The organism is Haladaptatus sp. R4, from assembly GCF_001625445.1.
GTDB lineage: Archaea > Halobacteriota > Halobacteria > Halobacteriales > Haladaptataceae > Haladaptatus.
In genome coordinates, this window is the sequence record NZ_LWHG01000032.1 from 49,590 (window position 1) to 67,882 (window position 18,293).

Annotated in this window: 14 protein-coding genes and 3 pseudogenes; 6 read left to right on the forward strand and 11 right to left on the reverse strand. The window is 61.0% G+C overall.

Annotated elements, in window-relative coordinates; genetic code table 11:
* Nucleotides 1-45: 45 nt before the first annotated feature.
* Nucleotides 46-1,992, reverse strand: coding sequence for a bacterio-opsin activator domain-containing protein (locus A4G99_RS22065; protein WP_066148382.1), 1,947 nt, complete (start codon nucleotides 1,990-1,992; stop codon nucleotides 46-48).
* A 323-nt stretch (nucleotides 1,993-2,315) separates the two neighbouring features.
* On the opposite strand from A4G99_RS22065, the gene A4G99_RS22070 reads away from it, so the two are divergent.
* Entirely contained in the window at nucleotides 2,316-3,227 is a 912-nt protein-coding gene (locus tag A4G99_RS22070) for a CPBP family intramembrane glutamic endopeptidase (protein ID WP_223302125.1), read from the forward strand.
* A 5-nt stretch (nucleotides 3,228-3,232) separates the two neighbouring features.
* Here the strand turns inward: A4G99_RS22070 and A4G99_RS22075 are convergent.
* Nucleotides 3,233-3,596: pseudogene (locus A4G99_RS22075) on the reverse strand (hypothetical protein).
* Between the two features lie 221 nt (nucleotides 3,597-3,817).
* On the opposite strand from A4G99_RS22075, the gene A4G99_RS22080 reads away from it, so the two are divergent.
* The gene (locus A4G99_RS22080; RefSeq protein ID WP_223302126.1) at nucleotides 3,818-4,396 is read left to right on the forward strand and encodes a TetR/AcrR family transcriptional regulator; all 579 of its coding nucleotides are present in this window, start codon (nucleotides 3,818-3,820) and stop codon (nucleotides 4,394-4,396) included.
* A gap of 60 nt (nucleotides 4,397-4,456) precedes the next feature.
* Here A4G99_RS22080 and A4G99_RS22085 read toward each other — a convergent pair.
* A pseudogene (locus A4G99_RS22085) lies at nucleotides 4,457-6,053 on the reverse strand (class I adenylate-forming enzyme family protein).
* A gap of 553 nt (nucleotides 6,054-6,606) precedes the next feature.
* Here A4G99_RS22085 and A4G99_RS26250 point away from each other — a divergent pair.
* On the forward strand, nucleotides 6,607-6,771 hold the full coding sequence (locus A4G99_RS26250; protein ID WP_190303848.1) for a hypothetical protein: 165 nt from the start codon (nucleotides 6,607-6,609) through the stop codon (nucleotides 6,769-6,771).
* A 46-nt stretch (nucleotides 6,772-6,817) separates the two neighbouring features.
* Here the strand turns inward: A4G99_RS26250 and dpsA are convergent, their stop codons facing one another.
* On the reverse strand, nucleotides 6,818-7,363 hold the full coding sequence (dpsA, locus tag A4G99_RS22090; protein ID WP_066148384.1) for a DNA starvation/stationary phase protection protein DpsA: 546 nt from the start codon (nucleotides 7,361-7,363) through the stop codon (nucleotides 6,818-6,820).
* 383 nt (nucleotides 7,364-7,746) lie between these two features.
* Here dpsA and A4G99_RS27945 point away from each other — a divergent pair, with 383 nt between their 5' ends.
* Both A4G99_RS27945 and A4G99_RS27950 read left to right on the forward strand, forming a co-directional pair.
* The gene (locus tag A4G99_RS27945; protein ID WP_223302127.1) at nucleotides 7,747-8,160 is read left to right on the forward strand and encodes a hypothetical protein; all 414 of its coding nucleotides are present in this window, start codon (nucleotides 7,747-7,749) and stop codon (nucleotides 8,158-8,160) included.
* 11 nt (nucleotides 8,161-8,171) lie between these two features.
* Nucleotides 8,172-8,654, forward strand: coding sequence for a hypothetical protein (locus A4G99_RS27950; RefSeq protein WP_223302128.1), 483 nt, complete (start codon nucleotides 8,172-8,174; stop codon nucleotides 8,652-8,654).
* A gap of 16 nt (nucleotides 8,655-8,670) precedes the next feature.
* Here A4G99_RS27950 and A4G99_RS22100 read toward each other — a convergent pair whose 3' ends face one another.
* The 5 genes from A4G99_RS22100 to A4G99_RS27955 form a co-directional block, all read right to left on the reverse strand.
* Nucleotides 8,671-9,141, reverse strand: coding sequence for a universal stress protein (locus A4G99_RS22100; RefSeq protein ID WP_066148387.1), 471 nt, complete (start codon nucleotides 9,139-9,141; stop codon nucleotides 8,671-8,673).
* A gap of 72 nt (nucleotides 9,142-9,213) precedes the next feature.
* Nucleotides 9,214-11,958: a cation-transporting P-type ATPase gene (locus tag A4G99_RS22105; RefSeq protein ID WP_066148389.1), complete on the reverse strand. Its 2,745-nt coding sequence runs from the start codon at nucleotides 11,956-11,958 to the stop codon at nucleotides 9,214-9,216.
* Nucleotides 11,945-13,375 carry an MFS transporter gene (locus A4G99_RS22110; protein ID WP_223302129.1) on the reverse strand — a complete coding sequence of 477 codons (1,431 nt, stop codon included), beginning with the start codon at nucleotides 13,373-13,375 and terminating at the stop codon, nucleotides 11,945-11,947. Before A4G99_RS22110 ends, A4G99_RS22105 begins: the two co-directional genes overlap by 14 nt.
* 245 nt (nucleotides 13,376-13,620) lie before the next feature.
* Entirely contained in the window at nucleotides 13,621-13,980 is a 360-nt protein-coding gene (locus A4G99_RS22115; RefSeq protein ID WP_066148391.1) for a group 1 truncated hemoglobin, read from the reverse strand.
* A 203-nt stretch (nucleotides 13,981-14,183) separates the two neighbouring features.
* Complete coding sequence (locus A4G99_RS27955; protein WP_223302130.1) at nucleotides 14,184-14,444, reverse strand: helix-turn-helix domain-containing protein; 261 nt, start codon at nucleotides 14,442-14,444, stop codon at nucleotides 14,184-14,186.
* A 104-nt stretch (nucleotides 14,445-14,548) separates the two neighbouring features.
* Here A4G99_RS27955 and A4G99_RS27960 point away from each other — a divergent pair, with 104 nt between their 5' ends.
* Nucleotides 14,549-14,851, forward strand: coding sequence for a hypothetical protein (locus A4G99_RS27960; protein ID WP_223302131.1), 303 nt, complete (start codon nucleotides 14,549-14,551; stop codon nucleotides 14,849-14,851).
* A 28-nt stretch (nucleotides 14,852-14,879) separates the two neighbouring features.
* Here A4G99_RS27960 and A4G99_RS22125 read toward each other — a convergent pair whose 3' ends face one another.
* Together A4G99_RS22125 and A4G99_RS22130 are read right to left on the reverse strand one after the other, a co-directional pair.
* A complete protein-coding gene (locus A4G99_RS22125) occupies nucleotides 14,880-17,243 on the reverse strand; it encodes a PAS domain S-box protein (protein WP_066148393.1) in 2,364 nt (787 codons plus the stop codon).
* A 106-nt stretch (nucleotides 17,244-17,349) separates the two neighbouring features.
* Nucleotides 17,350-18,197: pseudogene (locus A4G99_RS22130) on the reverse strand (amidohydrolase family protein).
* Between the last annotated feature and the right edge of the window lie 96 nt (nucleotides 18,198-18,293).

The window sequence follows — 18,293 nt, forward strand, 5'->3', positions numbered from 1 at the left end:
AGTGTCACTCCGACCATAAACCGCGGGGGAGGCTAGACTACTAGGCTAGGGCGATGCATCGCTTCCCGTGACGAGTTCCGCCAGGACCTTTCGGGTTCCCTTCCGGATGTGTTGATAGAACGTCGCCGACGAGATTCCCAGCGTCGCGGCCAACTCTTCGCCCGTGACGTCTCGCGGGGAGTTGAAGTATCCCGCGTGATACGCCACTTCGAGGATTTCCCACTGGCGGTCGGTCAGTCGGTCGTCGAGGTTCTCGGCAGTCCCGACGTTCCCTCTCGAACGATCTGTCGACTGTTTGGATCGAAATTCGGTCGCGGGGAACTCCCGTCGGAGACCTTCGATGATGCCCCGCGTATCCGCCTCCGGCGCGACTTCCGCGACCAACGTCGCGCCCCCTCGTTCGACTTCCACCGTCCGTATCGTCGCCCCGTACTCGGTGAGAGTGAGAAGTGGAGAGTTGCCAGACAGGAGACATTCGATCGTTCCGCTGCTCCCCTGTTCACGGAGGACACGAGCGTCGTCGATACTCGGGTTCCGACCGAGATGCTCGCATACGCTAGTCGGCGGCGTGTCGGTCACTTCGAGATACGAGACGAAGGCACCGTCAGCCGTCGGCGTTAACTTGGATATGGAGAGCGAACAGTCTAACCGCTCGGAGACATCGACGAAGACGGCGTTCGGATCCGTACACCGAAATTCGAGTTCGACGACCGTATCAGCATGGAGGAGTCGCTGGTTTTCGGCGGCGTGAATCGTATGACCGATACGCTCGCCGACCTCCTGAAGGAGGAGTTGCTCGTGCTCGTCGAACGCAAACTGACGGCTCGAACACAACACCAAGACACCGTAGACGGTGTCCCGGTACACCAGCGGAACGGCCGCCGAACTCCGATAGCCACACTGAACCGCGCGTTCGTGCCACCGCTCGTACGTCGGATCGGAGAGAATGTCCTGGACGGCGTGGACGGTCCCGGACTGGAGCGCCCGACCGGCGGGACTGTGTTCAAGGTCGCTATCGTCGGTCGTAATCGTGACGTCCGAGAGTCGTTCGTCCTCGATACCCGCCCAGGTATGTGGCACGATTTCGTTCCCGGGACCGTTGTTGGCGATCCAGGCGAAGCGGTACGCTTCGGAACTGGCGAGGCGATCACAGACCAACTGTTCGGCTTCATTTCGGGTCGATGCCCGTGTCAGGACCCGATTTAACGAACGGAGGCTTTCGGTGATCTGATGGTGTCGTTCGAGTTCGTTGCGCTGCCGACGAAGCGTTCGTTCACGTTCTTTGCGTTCCGAGACGTCGGTGTTGATGGTGACGAAGCGTTCGATGCTGTTTTCGGCGTTTTTGATCGGTGCTGTCGTCTGGTGAACGGTATAGGTTTCGCCCGACTTTCGCCGATTAACGACTTCGCCGATCCAAACGTCCCCTCCATGAATCGTCCGCTGGAGGTCCCTGTAGAAGTCGGCGGTGGTATCGTCGGCCTTCAGGAATCGGGGGTCCTCGCCGATAGCTTCCTCGGCGGTGTAGCCCGTGATAACCTCAAACGCGGGATTGACGTACTCGATCGTGCCGTCCCTGTTCGTGAAATAGATCGAGTGCCTCGACTGTTCGATCGCCTTCCGAAAGGCACGCAAGTGGAGTTCGTGCTCACGGCGTTCGGTGAGGTCCCGCGTCACCTTCGTGAAACCCTTGAGTGATCCTTCGTCGTCGAAGCGGGCAGTGATGTTGACGTGGGCCCAGAAACGAGTGCCGTCGTTCCGAACACGCCATCCCTCGTCCTCGAAGCTACCGTTCTCGACCGCCAATTCGAGTTCCCTGTCCGGCCAGTTCACCGCTCTGGCAGCCTCGGGATAGAATACCGAAAAATGCTCGCCGACGATGTCGGTCTCCCGATACCCTTTGAGGTTCTGCGCACCGCGATTCCAACTGACGACGGTGCCGTCCGGATCGAGCTGGAAGATAGCGTACTGTTCGACTGACTTGGTAAACGACATGGGTTGGTGAGTGCTGTATGGATTCGTTCTCGAACTGTCTCGGCGACTTCTCGGTCACCCGTTACTCGATCGGGGCGATTATCCGCGACCGAACACGATCGCTCTCCGTTTCGAGAACGCAGGCTTCTTACCTAAAACGACAGTGTTTCGTTCAATTTCTCGATATTTTTGAGGGCAGGAGGGATGAGGAAGCGACGAAACAGGTTCGCCGCCACGGGTTTCGAACTCAAGGATTAACAGTCGGGTCGCCGTACTGTATTCACAGTGCTCACTTCGATAAAAGCGGTGTTCTGGAACGGGATGGACCGGCGGCTTCGGCTCCCGTGGCGGTTCGTCGTCGCCGAATCGTCCTCGCCATCCTCTCGTTCGGGGTGATACTCGCGTTCAGGCCGATCCTCCGCCCCGTATTCGTCGTATTGGGACTCGGATCGTTCGGGCCCGAAGGGCGGTTGTTGGTCCGGGTCGTCGTCGAACTGATCGTGGTGTGTTCGTTCACGTACCTGGTCGGGCGGTTTCTCGACCGCCGCCGGTTCGCCGACTTCGGGTTTCATCTCTCGCGGTCGTGGTGGTTGGACCTCGGGTTCGGCCTCGTCCTCGGCGTGGCGCTCATGACCGCGATATTTTTCGCCGAAGTCGCGTTCGGCTGGGTTCGAGTCGTCGGCTATCTCCGAACCGCGCCGAACGTGTCGTTCGTCGGCGCGTTCCTCCTCTCGATGCTGCTCTTCGTCTTCGTCGGAATCAGCGAGGAGTTGCTGATACGCGGCTACCTGCTCACGAACCTCGCCGAGGGGTTCCGCTGGTTTCGATGGGTATCCGCGGACGCGGCGGTTGCGGCCGCGACGCTCTGTTCGTCGGTGGTGTTCGGCGTCCTGCACGTCTTCAATCCGAACGCGACGCTCACGAGTACGCTCGTCGCCGTCCTCGCCGGTGTCATGCTCGCGTCCGGGTACGTGCTCACCGGCGAGTTGGGTATCTCCATCGGGTTGCACATCTCGTGGAACTTCTTCCAGACGAGCGTGTACGGGTTTTCGGTGAGCGGCCTTCGACTCCCGGTGACGCTCGTCGCCACTCGGCAGGTCGGTCCGCGCGTCGTCACCGGCGGACCGTTCGGTCCGGAGGCGGGCCTCGTCGGCGTCGCCGCGATCTGTCTCGGCGTGGCGGCCATCGTCTGGTGGGTTCGGTTACGCGGGACGGACGGGGCGATTTCGTCCGTCTCGACCCCCGAACTCCGCTGAACGGCTCAGACGCCCGGAATCCCCAGCGCCCCCAGCGGTGATGATGTCGAACAGCGCGAAGATGTAGAGGACGATGGCAGCCGCGAACCACGCGACCAATCCGATGACGATGGCCGTTCCCCAGCCACCGGGATAGCGCCAGTTGATGACGCCGATCCACGCGATGAGCGCGAGCAGCGCGCCGATGATGGGAATCCACCCGACGAAGAAGCTGATGATTCCCCACACTATCGACCCGATAAGTGCGGTGATGATGGCGTGGCCGTAGCTTCCCGCGCGGTCCGTCGTCACCCTCGCACCGACGTAGATGCCGAATCCGCCGATGAGCAGGCTGACGAGGAAGATGATTATCGTATCTATCCACGCCATCCTACAGCCCTCCTCCGTTCCGCCGGAGTTCGGTTTCGAGACGGCCAACTGTCGTGTTATATCGTTCCACTGTGTTCCCCCCGAGGCTCATAACGTTCCCATCCATCGTGTGTCTGTCGGTTGTTCAGTTCGAGTCGCCGACATACGGGATAATCCGACGTGTGCGGACGGCGGTTTCCTCGCCACTTATACCGACGGTTGCCGAATACCGACTAACCACGATGAACGAGCAGCGAGGAACGGAACAACGAATCAGGGAGGCCGCGTTTCGGGCGCTTGCGAAGCACGGATACGCGGACCTCTCGATCAAGATCATCGGCGAGGAGTTGGGACAGAGTCCGTCGCTCATCTACCACTACTTCGAGGACAAAGACGAGTTGCTCCTCTCACTGCTGGACGTGTTTTCGGAGAAGTTCGTCGAGAAGCAACTTCGGGAACGGACGGGCGACCCCGAAGCGGACCTCCGCTCCGTCGTCGATACGTTTCTCGACCCGACGCGACCGGAATCGGAGTCGGTCGTGATATCGTCGTCGGGGGACGAACCGGCAGTGTCGTCGGTTTTCATCGAACTGTGGGCACAGGCGGCACGGAACGACGCGTATCGGGAGAAACTCACGGAGATAGATACCGAGTTACGGGACATACTCGTCCGAATTCTCGATTCGGGCATCGAGGACGGCACCTTCCGCGATGTGGATACGGAAACGACGGCGGAACACATCCTCGCCCTCCTCCTCCACGGGATGCACACCCGGACGACGACGAACAGGGGCGGTGTGCCGGACACGATGCGGAACTGATCGACGACATCATCGAGAACGACCTGCTCCGAAAAAACTGAAATCCGATAGCTTGGACGACTACCCCTGGCCGATGAGTCGGTCCTCGTCCTCCCAGAACTCCTGCCGGAGTTGGTACTTCTGGACTTTGCCGGTCGCAGTTTCCGGCAGGTCGTCGTCCACGATGATCTTGCGCGGAATCTTGTAGCCCGCCATCCGCTCGCGGCAGAAGTCCTCCACGTCCGCATCGGACAGTTCGACGCCGGGTTTCGGGACGACGACGGCCGTCACGAGTTCGCCCCACTCGTCGCTCGGCGTGGGAATGACCGCCGCCTTGGCGATGTCGGGATGGTCGTACAACACGTCCTCGACTTCGATGGACGAGACGTTCTCGCCGCCCGAGATGATGATGTCCTTCTTGCGGTCCTGAATCGAGATCATCCCGTCCTCGTCGATGGTCGCGAGGTCGCCCGTGTGGAAGTAGCCCGGTAGTCGGTCGTTGAACGCCTCGTCGGTCGCCTCCGGTTTGTTCAGGTAGCGGTCCATCACCTGATTGCCGCGGACGACGACCTCGCCCATCGTCTCTCCATCCGGGGGGACGTCGCTGCCGTCGTCGTGAACGACGCGAACGTCGGTGCAGATGACCTCGCTCCCCTGTTTGACCTTCAGGGAGCGTCCGCGTTCGGCGAGGAGCGCGGCGAGTTCGACGTGGTGATGATGGGTGCGGTCTCGGTCAACCCGTAAATATGGATGATGCGCCACCCGATGTCGTCCTCGACGGTTTCGATGGTCGCCGTCGCGGGAGCGCTTCCGGCCGTGGCGATGCGCAGTTCGCGGTCGCCCGTCGTCCCCACGTCGGGGTTGTTCTCGTTGAACGCGATGACGCGGTTGAGCACCGTCGGCGCGCCGCACATGAACGACACGTCGTAGTTTCGAATCTTTTCGAGCGTGCGCTCCGGGGTGAACTTCCGGAGACAGACGTGCGTAGCGCCGGTTCCGGTGATGGCGTAGGTGTGGCCCCACCCGTTGCAGTGGAACATCGGGAGCGTCCAGAGGTAGGTGTCGTCGTCCCGAATCTCCATGTGCTGGTTGAGCACGATGGCGTGCCAGTGTTCGGTGCGGTGGGTTCGAACGACGCCCTTCGGGTCGCCCGTGGTTCCGGACGTGTAGTTGATGCTCGCGTCGTCGTCCTCCGAGATATCCGCCCGCTCCGGCGCGTCGGCCGACGCTCGTCCACGAGGGTCATGTAGTCCTGCCAGTCGCCGTCGATTCTGTCCGCTTCGTAGCCGATGAAAAACTCGGCCGGGACCGAATCCCGAACCGCTTCGACCTTTTCGGCGAAGTCGTAATCCGCGATGACGACCGACGCCTCGCAGTCGTTGAGGATGTACTCGTAGTTAGCGGGCACGAGTCGGTAGTTCATCGGGACGTACACCGCGCCCAGATGGTTGGTCGCGTACAACGCTTCGAGGAAGTAGTGGGTGTTCGACGCCAGCATCGCCACGCGGTCGCCCTGTTCGACCCCGAGATCCGCCAGAACGTTCGCGAATCGGTCGACCCGCTCGCTGAATTCTTCGTAGGTGTACTCCGTACCGTCGTCCGCGATGACGCCGACCACGTCATCGTAGCAGTCAACGGCGCGGTCGAGGAAATCCAACGTCGTCATTTCCTTCTTCATGAACTGTCATGTAGATGGTTTTCGGAAGAGGGGGTAAAGATTTCGACTCTTGGTAGCACCCCACAGAGAAAATCAGTGGACCTTTGGTGTCAAAGATGCATTTTTCCGAGAACTTGGCAGTGGGCTGTTTTAGGCAGAGTGTGAAAAACAGATGGCCCAATTCCCTGCCCGAAATGAAAGTAAGCAAAGAATTAGATTTGACGAGAATATAGAGATAGTATGGGTCCCAGCAATTCGCTCACCTCCACACAAAACACCACATCGACACTGGTGAGTAAGAAACGGTTACTATTCGCAGTAGTTTTTGGTCTTATAGCAATCGCACTTAGTTATTTGCTCGGTCAAGCAAACACAACTAATCAATTCGTCACACAGTATATTATCGCAACTACCGCAATATATATCGTTTTGACACCATTTAGAGTGCTCCGATAATATATCCAGAATATACTACTTCAAGCTGAGAACGAACGGAGTACTCCGTGCCGTCGTCCGCGATGACGCCGAACGAAAATCGAACCCTTTTTGTTTTAGGCCACCCTAAAAATCTCCGATGGCTGTCAACTCACGGGCCGTTGACGGAACGACCACCCCCTCCCGATCGACGACTCCGGATATCGATCTCTGCGAAACACGGCCCGAGCGGTTCGTTTTCATCGAGGACGGAAACACGGATGGCTGGATCGCAACGGATACTGTCGTCTCGTCGTTGCGGTAATACTCGACAATTCTTCGAAAACGAAACGAATAGAAGAGCGACGGAATCAGTGCGTCGCGGATTCGAGGACGAGCGTGTCGTCTTCGAGGTAGTGGGCGATGGTGTGTGCGTACTCCTCTAGCTCCACCAGTTGTTCCCGAAGCATTTCTTCGGTCGCGTAGTCGCCGAGACCGTTGGCGAGCTCGATGTGGTCGCGGTAGCTCTCGATGATGTCACCGTACATTCCGAGGTCGTGGCGGAACGAGGTTCGGATGTCGTACACGTCCTCGTCCTCGGGTTCGACCGTCGCGGCCGCCGAGAGCGCCGCCATGCTGGCGTGCGGGACGCCACCGATCGCCTGGACGCGCTCCGCGACCGCATCCGCGGCCTCCTCGACTTCCTCGTACGCTTCCTGAAGGAAGAGGTGGATGTCGTGGTGTTCGGCCCCTTCGACGTTCCAGTGGTGCTTGTGTAGCTGATGGTAGAGCACGTACGCGTCCGCGAGGTCCGTGTTCAACGCGTCGATGATCTGTTCTGCCTTCGCCTCTTCGAGGCGAAGCGGGTTCTCCTCGACCGTACCGGCCTTCTGCCGGACTTCCTCTTGAACACTCATTGCAACTACTACTCCGTTGGGGAGCCACATATATCTTTTCAAAGGAAAACAATTTTTTTGGATGCCCTAAAATTATTTGGACGCTGTCGGCGTCGATGCCCCCGTTTTCGAGGGGGTCACAACCACCGTTTTCGACGGTTTCCAGGTCTCTGACGGTGGTAAACCGATCAAGATGACGAAAACGGTGGGGTGGTGAAATCGTCCGAATCGTGTCGAGATACGCACCATTTATGCATCGAACAAAACACTTTTAGGTTTTTAGGCTAGCCTAAAACCATGGAACAGGGCAACGATGAAACGGTGAACACGCGTAGCACTTCCGCCTCACACCGCCGGAGAACCCCCACGAACCCCGATAGCGCGGGAACGCGACGGACACACGCATGGTAGGACACACGCTCCACGACATTCGCCGAAGTGTCGAATCGCTCGAAACGGACGACGGTGCATATCACATCATCTGCGCCCGAACGGGAACCAGTCCGGTTCCCATCGCGGGACGACGGTTCGACAGTCGACACACCGCACGGGCGGCACTCCGCTTCGCCGAACAGTATCGAGCAGCGCTTCGTCGGTACGACCCACAGCTACCGTACCACGACCTCATCGTCTGCGAGGCACCGGAAACGTACACCTCGTCGGAGAGACGGCCGGAGACACGACAGCGCTGGCGCGACGGAAGGACGAATCGACTGCGGACGGTTCGGTTACCGACCGACAGCCGCTCATCGATTTCTGTCACGACGTTACCGGCGCGCTCTTCGAGACGCTCGCGGACGAGGGATACGAGCGCGTAGAGCGTGCGGTGATGGACGTGTATCTGGACGCCGCGGAGTCGGTTGCGGACCGGGACGAGTTCTGTCTCGTGCTGCTCGAAAGCATGGTCGTCGAGTTGACCGACCAGTTGTCCGCGGACGAACAACACCACGTCCTCGAAGCCGCGTCGAGACGAATGCCGCCGGTCGAAGACGACGGGAGGACGATAGAAACCGCCCTTCAGCGTCTGGTTTCGGTGTCCATCGCGGCCGACTATCACCTCACTCCGCTGGACGACACGTCGTCATCCCGCGGATGGCTCGTTACGCTCTCCGAATACGCGCTCGACGGTGACGAACGCTACCTTCCGACGCTTCCGCTCGCCATCGAACTCAACCGAATCCTTCCCGATCCGGTGTCGATAGAGTGGGCCCGGGCGGTCGATACCCACGATTGGGAGCTACGATTGTCGACGCGCGACCCGACGAAATCCACCGACACCGGCCTCCTTCGAGCGGCGATCAGGGATACCTGACGACGGGCGGAACCGATCACTTGACGATCAAGACCGGAACCGATGCCCGGCGCGTGACCGTCTCGGCGACGCTCCCGAGTACGAGACGGGTCGCACCGGACCGACCGTGGCTTCCGAGGACGATGCGGTCCATGTCGTGTTCCTCCGCGTATTCGACGATGACGTGTTTCGGGTCGCCGAATTCGACGGCGGTCGCCAGCGTGACGTCGAACTCGTCCGCGAGTTCCTGTGCCGCGTCGAACAGGTCGTCGGCTTTCTCGTGGGCGGATTCGTACCACTCGTTCCAGTACTCCATCGAAACGGACCCCGGCGGGGCACCGTCCGTGAACTTCGGTCGCATGACCTCGACGATGTTGAACCCGGACCCGATGGGGTCCATGACGTACAACGCCGTGACCGTGGTATCCGGATAGTCCGAAAGAGCGACTTCGAGCGCTTTCGAGGACAGCGGGGAACCGTCTATCGGGACGAGGATTCGTTGTGCCATGGGGTCTATACGGGACCGTTTAGGATAAGCGATAGCGGCGGGGAAAACCGACGGTCGGGGCCTATCGTGAGTTCATCCGAGCGTTCGTTCGACGACCGTCGTGACGATGACGAACGCGACGGTGCCGAGTGCGATCCAGACCCAGTGAGCGGCAGAGACCGGAAACACGTCGAACAGGGCGTTCAGCGGCGTGTAGAGCACGAGCAGTTGAAGACCGAACGACACGGCGACGGCGGCGATCAGCCACGGATTCGAGAACGGGGATTGGTTGTATCGGGACCGGATGACCTGGATGACGACCATCTCGACGGTGACGATGAACGTGAACAGCAGGGTCTGTGCCGTGACGAGTTCGCGGACGGCCGCCAATCCGTAGAAGAAGACACCCAACCCGATGACCGTCATCGTGAGACCGATCGAGATGATGGAGAACACCATGCGACGGTCGATGACACCCTGCCCGTCGTTTCGCGGGGGTCTGTCGAGGATGTTGGGCGCTTTGGGGTCGGTTCCGAGGGCGAGCGCCGGGAGGCCGTCGGTCACGATGTTGATCCAGAGCAGCATGACCGGCGTCAGGATGAGCGGATCGGCTTCGGCCGCGAACAGGTCCGGAAAGAGGAGCGTGCCGACGAAGACGCCGAAGAAGACGGTGAGGACCTCACCGGCGTTCGCGGACAACAACAGGTTCACGAACTTTCGAATGTTGTCGAAGATGGCACGCCCCTCGGCGACGGCGTCGCGGATGGTGACGAAGTTGTCGTCCAGTAACACCATGTCCGACGCCTGTTGGGCGACGTCGGTGCCACGGATGCCCATCGAGATGCCGACGTCGGCGTTCCGGAGCGCCGGTGCGTCGTTGACCCCGTCACCCGTCATGGCGACGGTGTGTCCGTTCCCCTGAAGGGCCCGAAGGATTCGGACTTTGTGCTGCGGCGATACGCGAGCGAAGACGTCCACGTTCTCGACGACATCGCGCAGTTCGTCGTCGGAAAGGGCTTCGACGTCCGCGCCGACCATCGCCGTCTCCGAATCGAACCCGATGTTCCGACCGATGGCTTTCGCCGTGTCGAGGTTGTCGCCCGTCGCCATGACGACCCGTATTCCTGCGTGCTGACAGTCCTCTATTGCTTCCGGGACTTCGTCCCGAGGTGGGTCGATCATCCCTTGGAGACCGAGAAACACCATGTTTCGTTCGATGTCCTCCGGGTCCGCCTCGGTGTTATCGACCGAGCGAGCGGCGAAGCCGAGCACTCGGAGCGCGTTCGAAGCGAACGTCCGGTTCCGTTCGAGGATTTCCTCCCGTTTCGCGTCCGTGAGTTCCCGAACTTCCCCGTCTTCGAGGAATCGATCACAGCGTTCCAGAACCACCTCGGGTGCCCCTTTCATGTAGGCGGTCAGGTCCGAATCGACGCCGACGGAGTCGCCGCGCGAAAGGACGGAAAGTGATTCCCGGGCGACGACGGTCATCCGCTTTCGTTCGGAGGAGAACGGGATTTCACGGAGACGCTCGTGAGCGGGAGCGACGTTCGACTTCGCGGCGGCAACCAGAAGGGCGACCTCGGTCGGGTCGCCGTAATACTCGTCGTCCGCGGAGTTCGGCGTTCGTTCGGCGTCGTTACAGTACGCCCCGCAGGAAAGGAGGGGCGTGAGTTCTTCGGGATTCGCACGTTCACCGTCGCGTCGAAACTCGCCGTCCGTCGAAAGGCCCGACCCGGTGACGTCGTAGGCAGCGCCGTCGAAGTACACCCGCTTGACCGTCATCTGGTTCTCGGTGAGCGTCCCCGTCTTGTCGCTCACGATGACCTCGACGGAGCCGAGACTTTCGACCACCGGGAGTCGCCGGACCAGCGCGTCGCGGTCGAGTATCTTTCTCGACCCCAGCGCCAGCGTCAACGTCACGACCGCCGGTAACCCCTCGGGGACCGCCGCGACTGCCAGCGTGATTCCGGTCAGCAGTATCGAGAGCCACCCCGCGGCAGTGAACACGAATTGGGTGGCCGCGATCACGAGAATCAACGCGACGATACCGAACCCGATCCGTTTTCCGAGTTCGTCCACCTCCTTCTGGAACGGTGTTTCCCGCGGTTCGGCCTCCTGAATCTCGGTCGCGATATCGCCCACTTCGGTGTCCATCCCCGTGGCCACGACGACGGCCCGTCCCCGGCCTTTGATCGCGGTCGTGCTCATGAATACCATGTTGTCCCGCTCGGCCAACGGCGCGTCCGCGTCGACGGTTCCCGATACCTTCGTGACGGACGTGCTCTCGCCGGTGAGGGCGGCCTCGTTCGTCTCCATCGCCGTCGCGTCCACGAGGCGCGCGTCCGCCGGAATCACTGACCCCTGCTCGATGACGACGATGTCGCCGGGAACGACGTCCGCGGCGTCGACGGTGACGGTCTCCCCGTTTCGGAGCACGGTCGCGTTCGGCGTTGAGAGTTCCTGCAGGGATTTGATGGACATCTCGGCTCGGTAATCCTGCACGAACCCGAAGAGACCGTTCGCCAGCAGGATAAGCAGTATCAGGGCCGCCTCCTCGTATTTTGGGGCCGTCCCGGGGAGCACCCCGACCGCGACCGAGAGGAGGGCGGCGAATATCAGCAGGTAGATGAGGAAATCCTGAAATTGGGAGAGAAACAGTCTGTATGGTGAAACCCCGGCCTCCTGCTCCAGTTCGTTCGGTCCGAACTCCGCTCGCCGGTCCGTTGCTTCGTCGTCGGTCAACCCCTCCTCGTCCGAATCCAGTCGCTCGAAGACGCGTTCGAGCGGTTCGCTATACCACTCGGTCGGTCCTTCTTCCGAGAGTTCAACGGCGTTCATCGGTCACGGACGGTGGGAAACGGCGCGTTCGACTGTCGATATCCGTCGGATACAAAACATATATCACCGCACGTTTGCGGTCGTGAAAGAGCTTTGGTGGTTTCTCGGGAGGTGATTCCCATCCAACTGCATGAAACTCAGTCGTCGCTCGGGACGGCAATCGGACGTTGGGTGTCGTTGTCGCGAGCAACGTGAGCGCGCCGACGAGAGCCGTTGCGACGACCAGTAGCACGCAGACGAGGTACTCCGTGGTGTAACTGAACTGGACGGCGAACGGGAGGGCGACGAGCGGGCCGACCGTCGAGCCGAAGTCGCCGAAGACGTTGTAGACGCCCCCGAGTTTACCCACGTCGTTTTCGGGGCTGATGTCGCCAAGATACGCGAGCAGGGGGATGTTCACGGCTTCGACGCCGATGCCGATGACAGCCACGCCGACGAACGTCCCGGCGAGCGTCGGAACGAAGGCGAGAAGGCCGAAACCGACGGCGAGGAAACCGAGCGACGGAATCGAGACGAACGCACGATTCGACACGCGGTCGGACGCCGGACCGGCGACCAGCGTCGTGGCGCTGGAGAACAGCACGCTGACGGCCATCACGACGCCGCTGATCCCGGTCGCGTCGAGAAAACCGATGTGGATGCCGACCGCCGCGGCGTACTCCACGACCGTCGAGAGGAGCACCCCGGCGAACAGAAATCGGACGACGAAGTTCACGAGTCCGACCGAGAGGATGCGAACGTCGGAGGTGACGATGCTCGGTATCTCGCGCAGTCCGGTGTTGGTTTCGACGGCGGGATGGAGGTCGGGCAGGACGAGGAAGGCGACGAACGCGGCGAACAATCCGGCGACGCCCGCGACGAGGAAGGCCGGGGTGAACCCGTAGACGTTCGCGACGAGTCCGCCGACGACGAGTCCGGTCGGGAAACCGAGGCTCTGCCCGCCGCGCAGGTAGCCCGTCCATTTGCCGCGGTTTTCCGTCGTCGTGACCTTCGTCACGGTGCTGAACGCGCCGACGAAGACGAACGCCGACCCGATTCCCCACAGCACGCGCGACCCGGCGAACGTCGTGGCGCTCACGGCGGTCGCCGTCAGCGGAAGCGCACCCGCGAGACCCTTCGTCCACGCACCCGTCAACCCGAGGACGTAGCCGAACGGCGCGAGTCCTTGCAGGACGAATCCGACGAGCATGGGTCGTCGAGTGCCGAAGCGGTCGAGGATCGTTCCGGCGGGTGTGTTCAGCAGCATTCGGGTGAATCGGTTGATGGCGAGGATGATGCCGACGGTTAGTGCCGAGAAACCGAGTAGCGTGCCGAGTCGTGGCAAGGTCGGGAAGGCGACGCCGCCGCCGATGCCGCCGAAGAAGACGCCCGCGATGAGGCTGAGAACGACGGTTTTCGTGTCGTGGTCGGAACTCACTCCGCGATCACCGTCACGTACGTCTCCGGGGTCGGTTCGTATCGGGAAAACGAATCATCGGTCATACCTAAACTGAGCCGATTGAGAGAGATAAACGGATGGTTTACGGCAGATTGGTCGGACCGATACCGTGTGGAGAATGAGGGGAGTGGACGGTGTATTCGAACACCACACCCGCGGAGTTCGTCCCCGAGGAGTCCATCCCCGAAGCATCCGTCCCCCAGAATCCATCCCCGAGAAGTCCGTTATCGACCGAGGATGGGGTCTTTGAGCGCGACGACTTCCGCCATGATCGCCTCGACGTTGTCGTCATCGACGCCGTTCGTTCGAAGCGCGGTTTCGAGATGTTCGCCGACGGCATCGAAGTCGGGTTCGTCGATGTCGAGATGGTCGTGTGCTTCCCGCATGTCCGCACCCGTGTACTCGACCGGACCACCGGCAACCGCGCTGATGAACTGGATTTGATGGGCGCGTAGTTCCTGCATGTCCATTCCCTCGAAGTAGGGGACGAGTCGCTCGTCGGACAACACGTGGTCGTAGAAGTCCGTGACGACCGCTTCGACCGCATCGTGACCGCCGATTTCCTGATACACTGATTGAGACATCGTGTCGATACGATAGTCGGCGGGGATTTCGCATACGGTTGATCACTACCATACTCGGGTTTATTTAAGCCCGTGAGAACAGATGCCAAGAGGGATGTGAACGAGGGACACCGTTCACGATTCCTGGCTCACCCCGACGGATTCGCCGATTCTCAGACCGGTGATTCACCCACGGACCGATAGTTCATCCGTCGACGGCGGTTTCAGGACGAGAGGATTTGGTCGAGCAGTTTCGTCTGTGCGACCGAGAGGTGTTCGAGGAACGTGGCGACCGAAATCCCGAGTTCGGTCGCGACCTCCTCGGCGGTCGCCCCCTTCGGCGATGCGAAGTATCCCATCTCGTGGGCCGTTTCGAGCGCCTCGTACTGGCGGTCGGTGAACGCCGTACGGTCCACGAACAGCAACGACCGCTCGTCGCGGCCGCCGACCGTGTGAGCCGATTCACGGTGACGTTCCCGCAGCACGACCGCAAGTCGGTGACGACGCCGCGGAGCGTTTCGAGGTCGGGCGCGATGAACGAGAGGACGAGTCGACCGGAATCCGCCCGGAGGGTCCGAACGGGACAGCCGTGATCCGGGACGCGCTGACACGGACACTCGCCGTCGTGGGTGTACCGATACACCGATTTCGTCTCGTCGACGAACACTTCCTCGACCGCCGCCGGTTCCGCTCCGGCGTCGTCGGAGCGGTCGACCGTCAGTTCGCCGACGACTCCCGTCGCCGCCTGCTTGGCGTTGGCGTTCTGCGTGGCGTTGGCGTGTTGGTCCACGCGGACGGATTCGATTTCGAACTCCTCGCTGATCGACGAGACGGGACATCCACCCGCGTCGCTCACCGCGAGTTGGACGTGAATACCGGAGGCCATAGCTAAACCTATCCCCCGCCGACGGATAAATAACTCAGTACCGTCCCGCCGAGCTACTGCCTTCCGTGACGCCGCGGATTTCGAATCTGGCACCGCCGCTCGTGGAACCGACGACGTCGATTTCCCACCCGTGGGTATCGACGCACTCGGAGACGATGGTGAGTCCGTACCCCGTCCCATCGTTCACGGTGTGGCCGTAGTCGAACACCTTGGACCGTTCGCTGAACGGAATCCCCGGTCCATCGTCCTCCACGAAGAACCCGTCGGAGAGCGTCCCGACGCGTACCTCCGTTTCGGGCCCCCCGTGTTCGACCGCGTTCCGAAACAGGTTCTCGAACACCGTTTGGAGTTGGTCTTCGTCGGCCAGCACTACCGGCATCGCCTCGTCGATGTGGAGGGTCGCGTCGAACGTTTTGACGTGATGCCACGCCCGGTCGATGACGCTCGAAAGGGAGACGCTGCTCGGTTCGATGGTCGCCTCCGTGTTCTGAGCCATCCGCAACAGGTTGTGGATGATCCGCTCCATCCGGTCGTGTGCGCGCTTTACCTCCTCGAAATCGCTCTCACGCCCGTTCAACTCGGCCTCCGTCAGGTACATCTGCGCGATGGACAGCGGATTCCGAAGGTCGTGTGAGACGATGCTTGCGAACTGCTCCAATCGGCGTTCGCGCTCCTTTCGTTTGGAGATGTCGTGGAAGTAGACCGAGAGACCCGTCTCCGACGGGTAGGCGTTTATCTCGATCCAGATACCGAGCCGTTCGTAGTTGAGTTCGAAGGTGGTCGGCGTTTGGGTCTCCATCGCGGCGTGAAACTCCTCCCACAGGAGCGTGTCGCCGGTGTCGATAAACACGTCCCAGAACCGCTTTCCGAGCACTTCGTCGGCGGACTCCGACAGAATCTCCTCCGCACGGTCGTTGACGTGCGTGAACTGCCACTCGTCGTCGAGCGCGAAAAAGGCGTCCGAGACACGGCCGAGAATCTCGCTCAGTTCGGTTTCGAGTTCGCTCCGTCTGCGTTCGAGTTCGCGCTCCCGCTGTTTGAGTTCGGTGATGTCCTCGCCAGCCGAGATGATCCGTTCGAGTTCCCCGTCGGGACCGTACACGGGGGCGGCGCTGACGGACAGCCACAACCGTTCGCCGCTCGGCTTTTCGATGGCGATTTCCTCGTCGTGCATTGGCTCGCCCGTAGCGTGAACGCGCGCGGCCGGTGACTCCTCCGGAGGAAGGGGATCACCGGTCACATCGAAGAGACTCCACTCGTCGGCGTTCTCGCGTTCCGCGATCATTTCGTGTTCGGATAAGCCGAGGAGCTCCTGTGCTCGCCGGTTTGCGAGCCGTATCGTCCCGTCCGCATCCTGCACCGAGATGGCGACCGGTGACGTTTCCAACAGTCGTTTGGTCTGATTTCGCTCACGTCGCAGTTGCTCCGTTCGCTCTTTCTGTTCGGTGATGTCGTCGACGGCGTACACGACACGACTGACCTCGTCCTCGGTATCCTCGATAGGCGAGACGTTTATCGAGAGCCATCGAAGGTCGTCGCCTTCGGGACGGAACTGACAATGAAAATCGACCACGGATTCGCCGGTCTCGATCACCCGAATGAACGGGTCGTCTTCGAGCGGGATCGACTCGCCATTCTCGTCGTAGAGGTCCCACGACGTGGCCGTGTACTGCTTCAGTTCGGATTCATCGATTCCGAGACGGTCGGTGATCCAGGAGTTCGACCGCAAGAAGGTCCCGTCCGACGAGATGACCGAGATACCGACCGGGACGGTTTCGAGCGCCTGTTCGATCAGGTCGCGTTCCTCCTGGAGACGTTGTTTCGCCTCTCGACGTTCGGTCATGTCCCGAGTGACTTTGGTGAACCCCCTGAGGCTCCCATCGTCGTTCCAGAGGGACGTGATGACGACGTTGGCCCAGAACCGAGAACCGTCCTTCCGAACGCGATAGCCCTCGTACTCGGTGCGTCCTCGTTCGACCGCGATTTCGAGGTGGTGTTCCGGGACGCCCGCCTCCTCGTCTCCCTCGGTGTAGAACTTCGAAAAGTGCTCGCCGATGACTTCGTCGGCGGTGTATCCTTTGATCTTCTCCGCACCCCTGTTCCACGTCGCGATGTACCCGTCCGGGTCGAGCATGAAAATGGCGTACTCTTGGACTTCATCGATCAACGACTGTAACTGCGTGTCCTCCTGTTGGAAGTCGCCCGGACGCCACCAGACGCGGGTTTCCGGGGGAATCTCCTTGGAGCGTACGACCCCCTGCTCCGCGAGTTCTTCGAGCATTGCCGCACCGACATCCGAACCGCATCCCACTTCCGTCGCAAACTCTCGTGCCGAGAACGGCTCCCCCCCATTCCCGATCCGGTCGAGGGCTTCGAGGGTTATTTTCTCGGGATTCATACACTTCCTCTCTGACGGACGAGCATAGTATTTTCCTTGCGGATCGCTCGACGCTTTCGTTAGAGCTCTTCCCGGCTACAAAACGCCGAATCGAGCGATCAGGGGGCTATCGTTCGCCCAGAAATCGCTCCGCCGTGTTCCGGAAAAGGTCCTCGTACACGGACGCCGGTAACTCGCGTTCGAGCAGTCCCCGACGCTCGTCCTCGTAGGGATACGGCACGTTCGGGAAGTCCGTGCCGAACTGCACCGATTCGGCGAGTTCGACCAGCGTCTCGTCCGAAATCCCGTCGGCGTCGAACCCCAACACGTCCGCCGAGCGGGGGGACAGCGCCATCGTCGTGTCCAGAAAGACGTTTTCGTTGTCCCGCGCGAAGTTCAGGAAGTCCCCCGTCTCGAACGTGCCCATGTGGGCCGCACACGCCCGGATTTCCGGATACGATTCGACGAACTCGGCGAACTGGTTGGCTCCAACGTGCGGACTGTCCTCGAACATCGGTGCCGTCCCCGCGTGGAACAGGATCGGTTTGTCGTACTCGGCGGCCGCCTCGAACGCTGGGTCGAGTCGGGGGTCCGCCGGGCCGCACTCCTGCACCGGACACTGGAACTTCAATCCCCTCGCACCCGCCTCGAATGCCTCGCGGACGACCGCCGCCACGTCGTCGTCGCCGTGCACCGTGGCGAACGGAATCGCCATTTCGGACTCCCTCGATTGGGTCAGTACCCACTCGTTCAACTCCCTCGCCATCCCGGGTTTGTGCGCGTACGGAAGGGCGATGTAGCGTTCGACACCCATCGCTCGAAGTCGTTCCTCCATCCGCTCCCGGTCGGTCGGATGCTCGAAGACCACCCCGCCTCTGCGGCGAGTGACGTTCGAATCGCGGCCATCAGCTTTTGGGGCATGAGATGGACGTGGCCGTCGATGACACGGCCGTTCAGGTGGTCGGGAAGGGGCATACTGCGAAGTTGTCGGGGAATCGGTTTGAAGGATTGGGTCACGGAGACGACGAAAAGGAGAATTGAGAGGTGAATTTGGCTTTTTCGTGATTTCAA

Coding starts and splice junctions, on each gene's coding strand:
- A4G99_RS22115 (WP_066148391.1), bottom strand. CDS start 13,980: ATGTCTCAATCAGTGTATCAGGAAATCGGCGGTCACGATGCGGTCGAA.
- A4G99_RS22065 (WP_066148382.1), bottom strand. CDS start 1,992: ATGTCGTTTACCAAGTCAGTCGAACAGTACGCTATCTTCCAGCTCGAT.
- A4G99_RS22105 (WP_066148389.1), bottom strand. CDS start 11,958: ATGAACGCCGTTGAACTCTCGGAAGAAGGACCGACCGAGTGGTATAGC.
- A4G99_RS22100 (WP_066148387.1), bottom strand. CDS start 9,141: ATGGCACAACGAATCCTCGTCCCGATAGACGGTTCCCCGCTGTCCTCG.
- dpsA (WP_066148384.1), bottom strand. CDS start 7,363: ATGAGTGTTCAAGAGGAAGTCCGGCAGAAGGCCGGTACGGTCGAGGAG.
- A4G99_RS22125 (WP_066148393.1), bottom strand. CDS start 17,243: ATGAATCCCGAGAAAATAACCCTCGAAGCCCTCGACCGGATCGGGAAT.
- A4G99_RS22080 (WP_223302126.1), top strand. CDS start 3,818: ATGAACGAGCAGCGAGGAACGGAACAACGAATCAGGGAGGCCGCGTTT.
- A4G99_RS26250 (WP_190303848.1), top strand. CDS start 6,607: ATGGCTGTCAACTCACGGGCCGTTGACGGAACGACCACCCCCTCCCGA.
- A4G99_RS27945 (WP_223302127.1), top strand. CDS start 7,747: ATGGTAGGACACACGCTCCACGACATTCGCCGAAGTGTCGAATCGCTC.
- A4G99_RS27950 (WP_223302128.1), top strand. CDS start 8,172: ATGGACGTGTATCTGGACGCCGCGGAGTCGGTTGCGGACCGGGACGAG.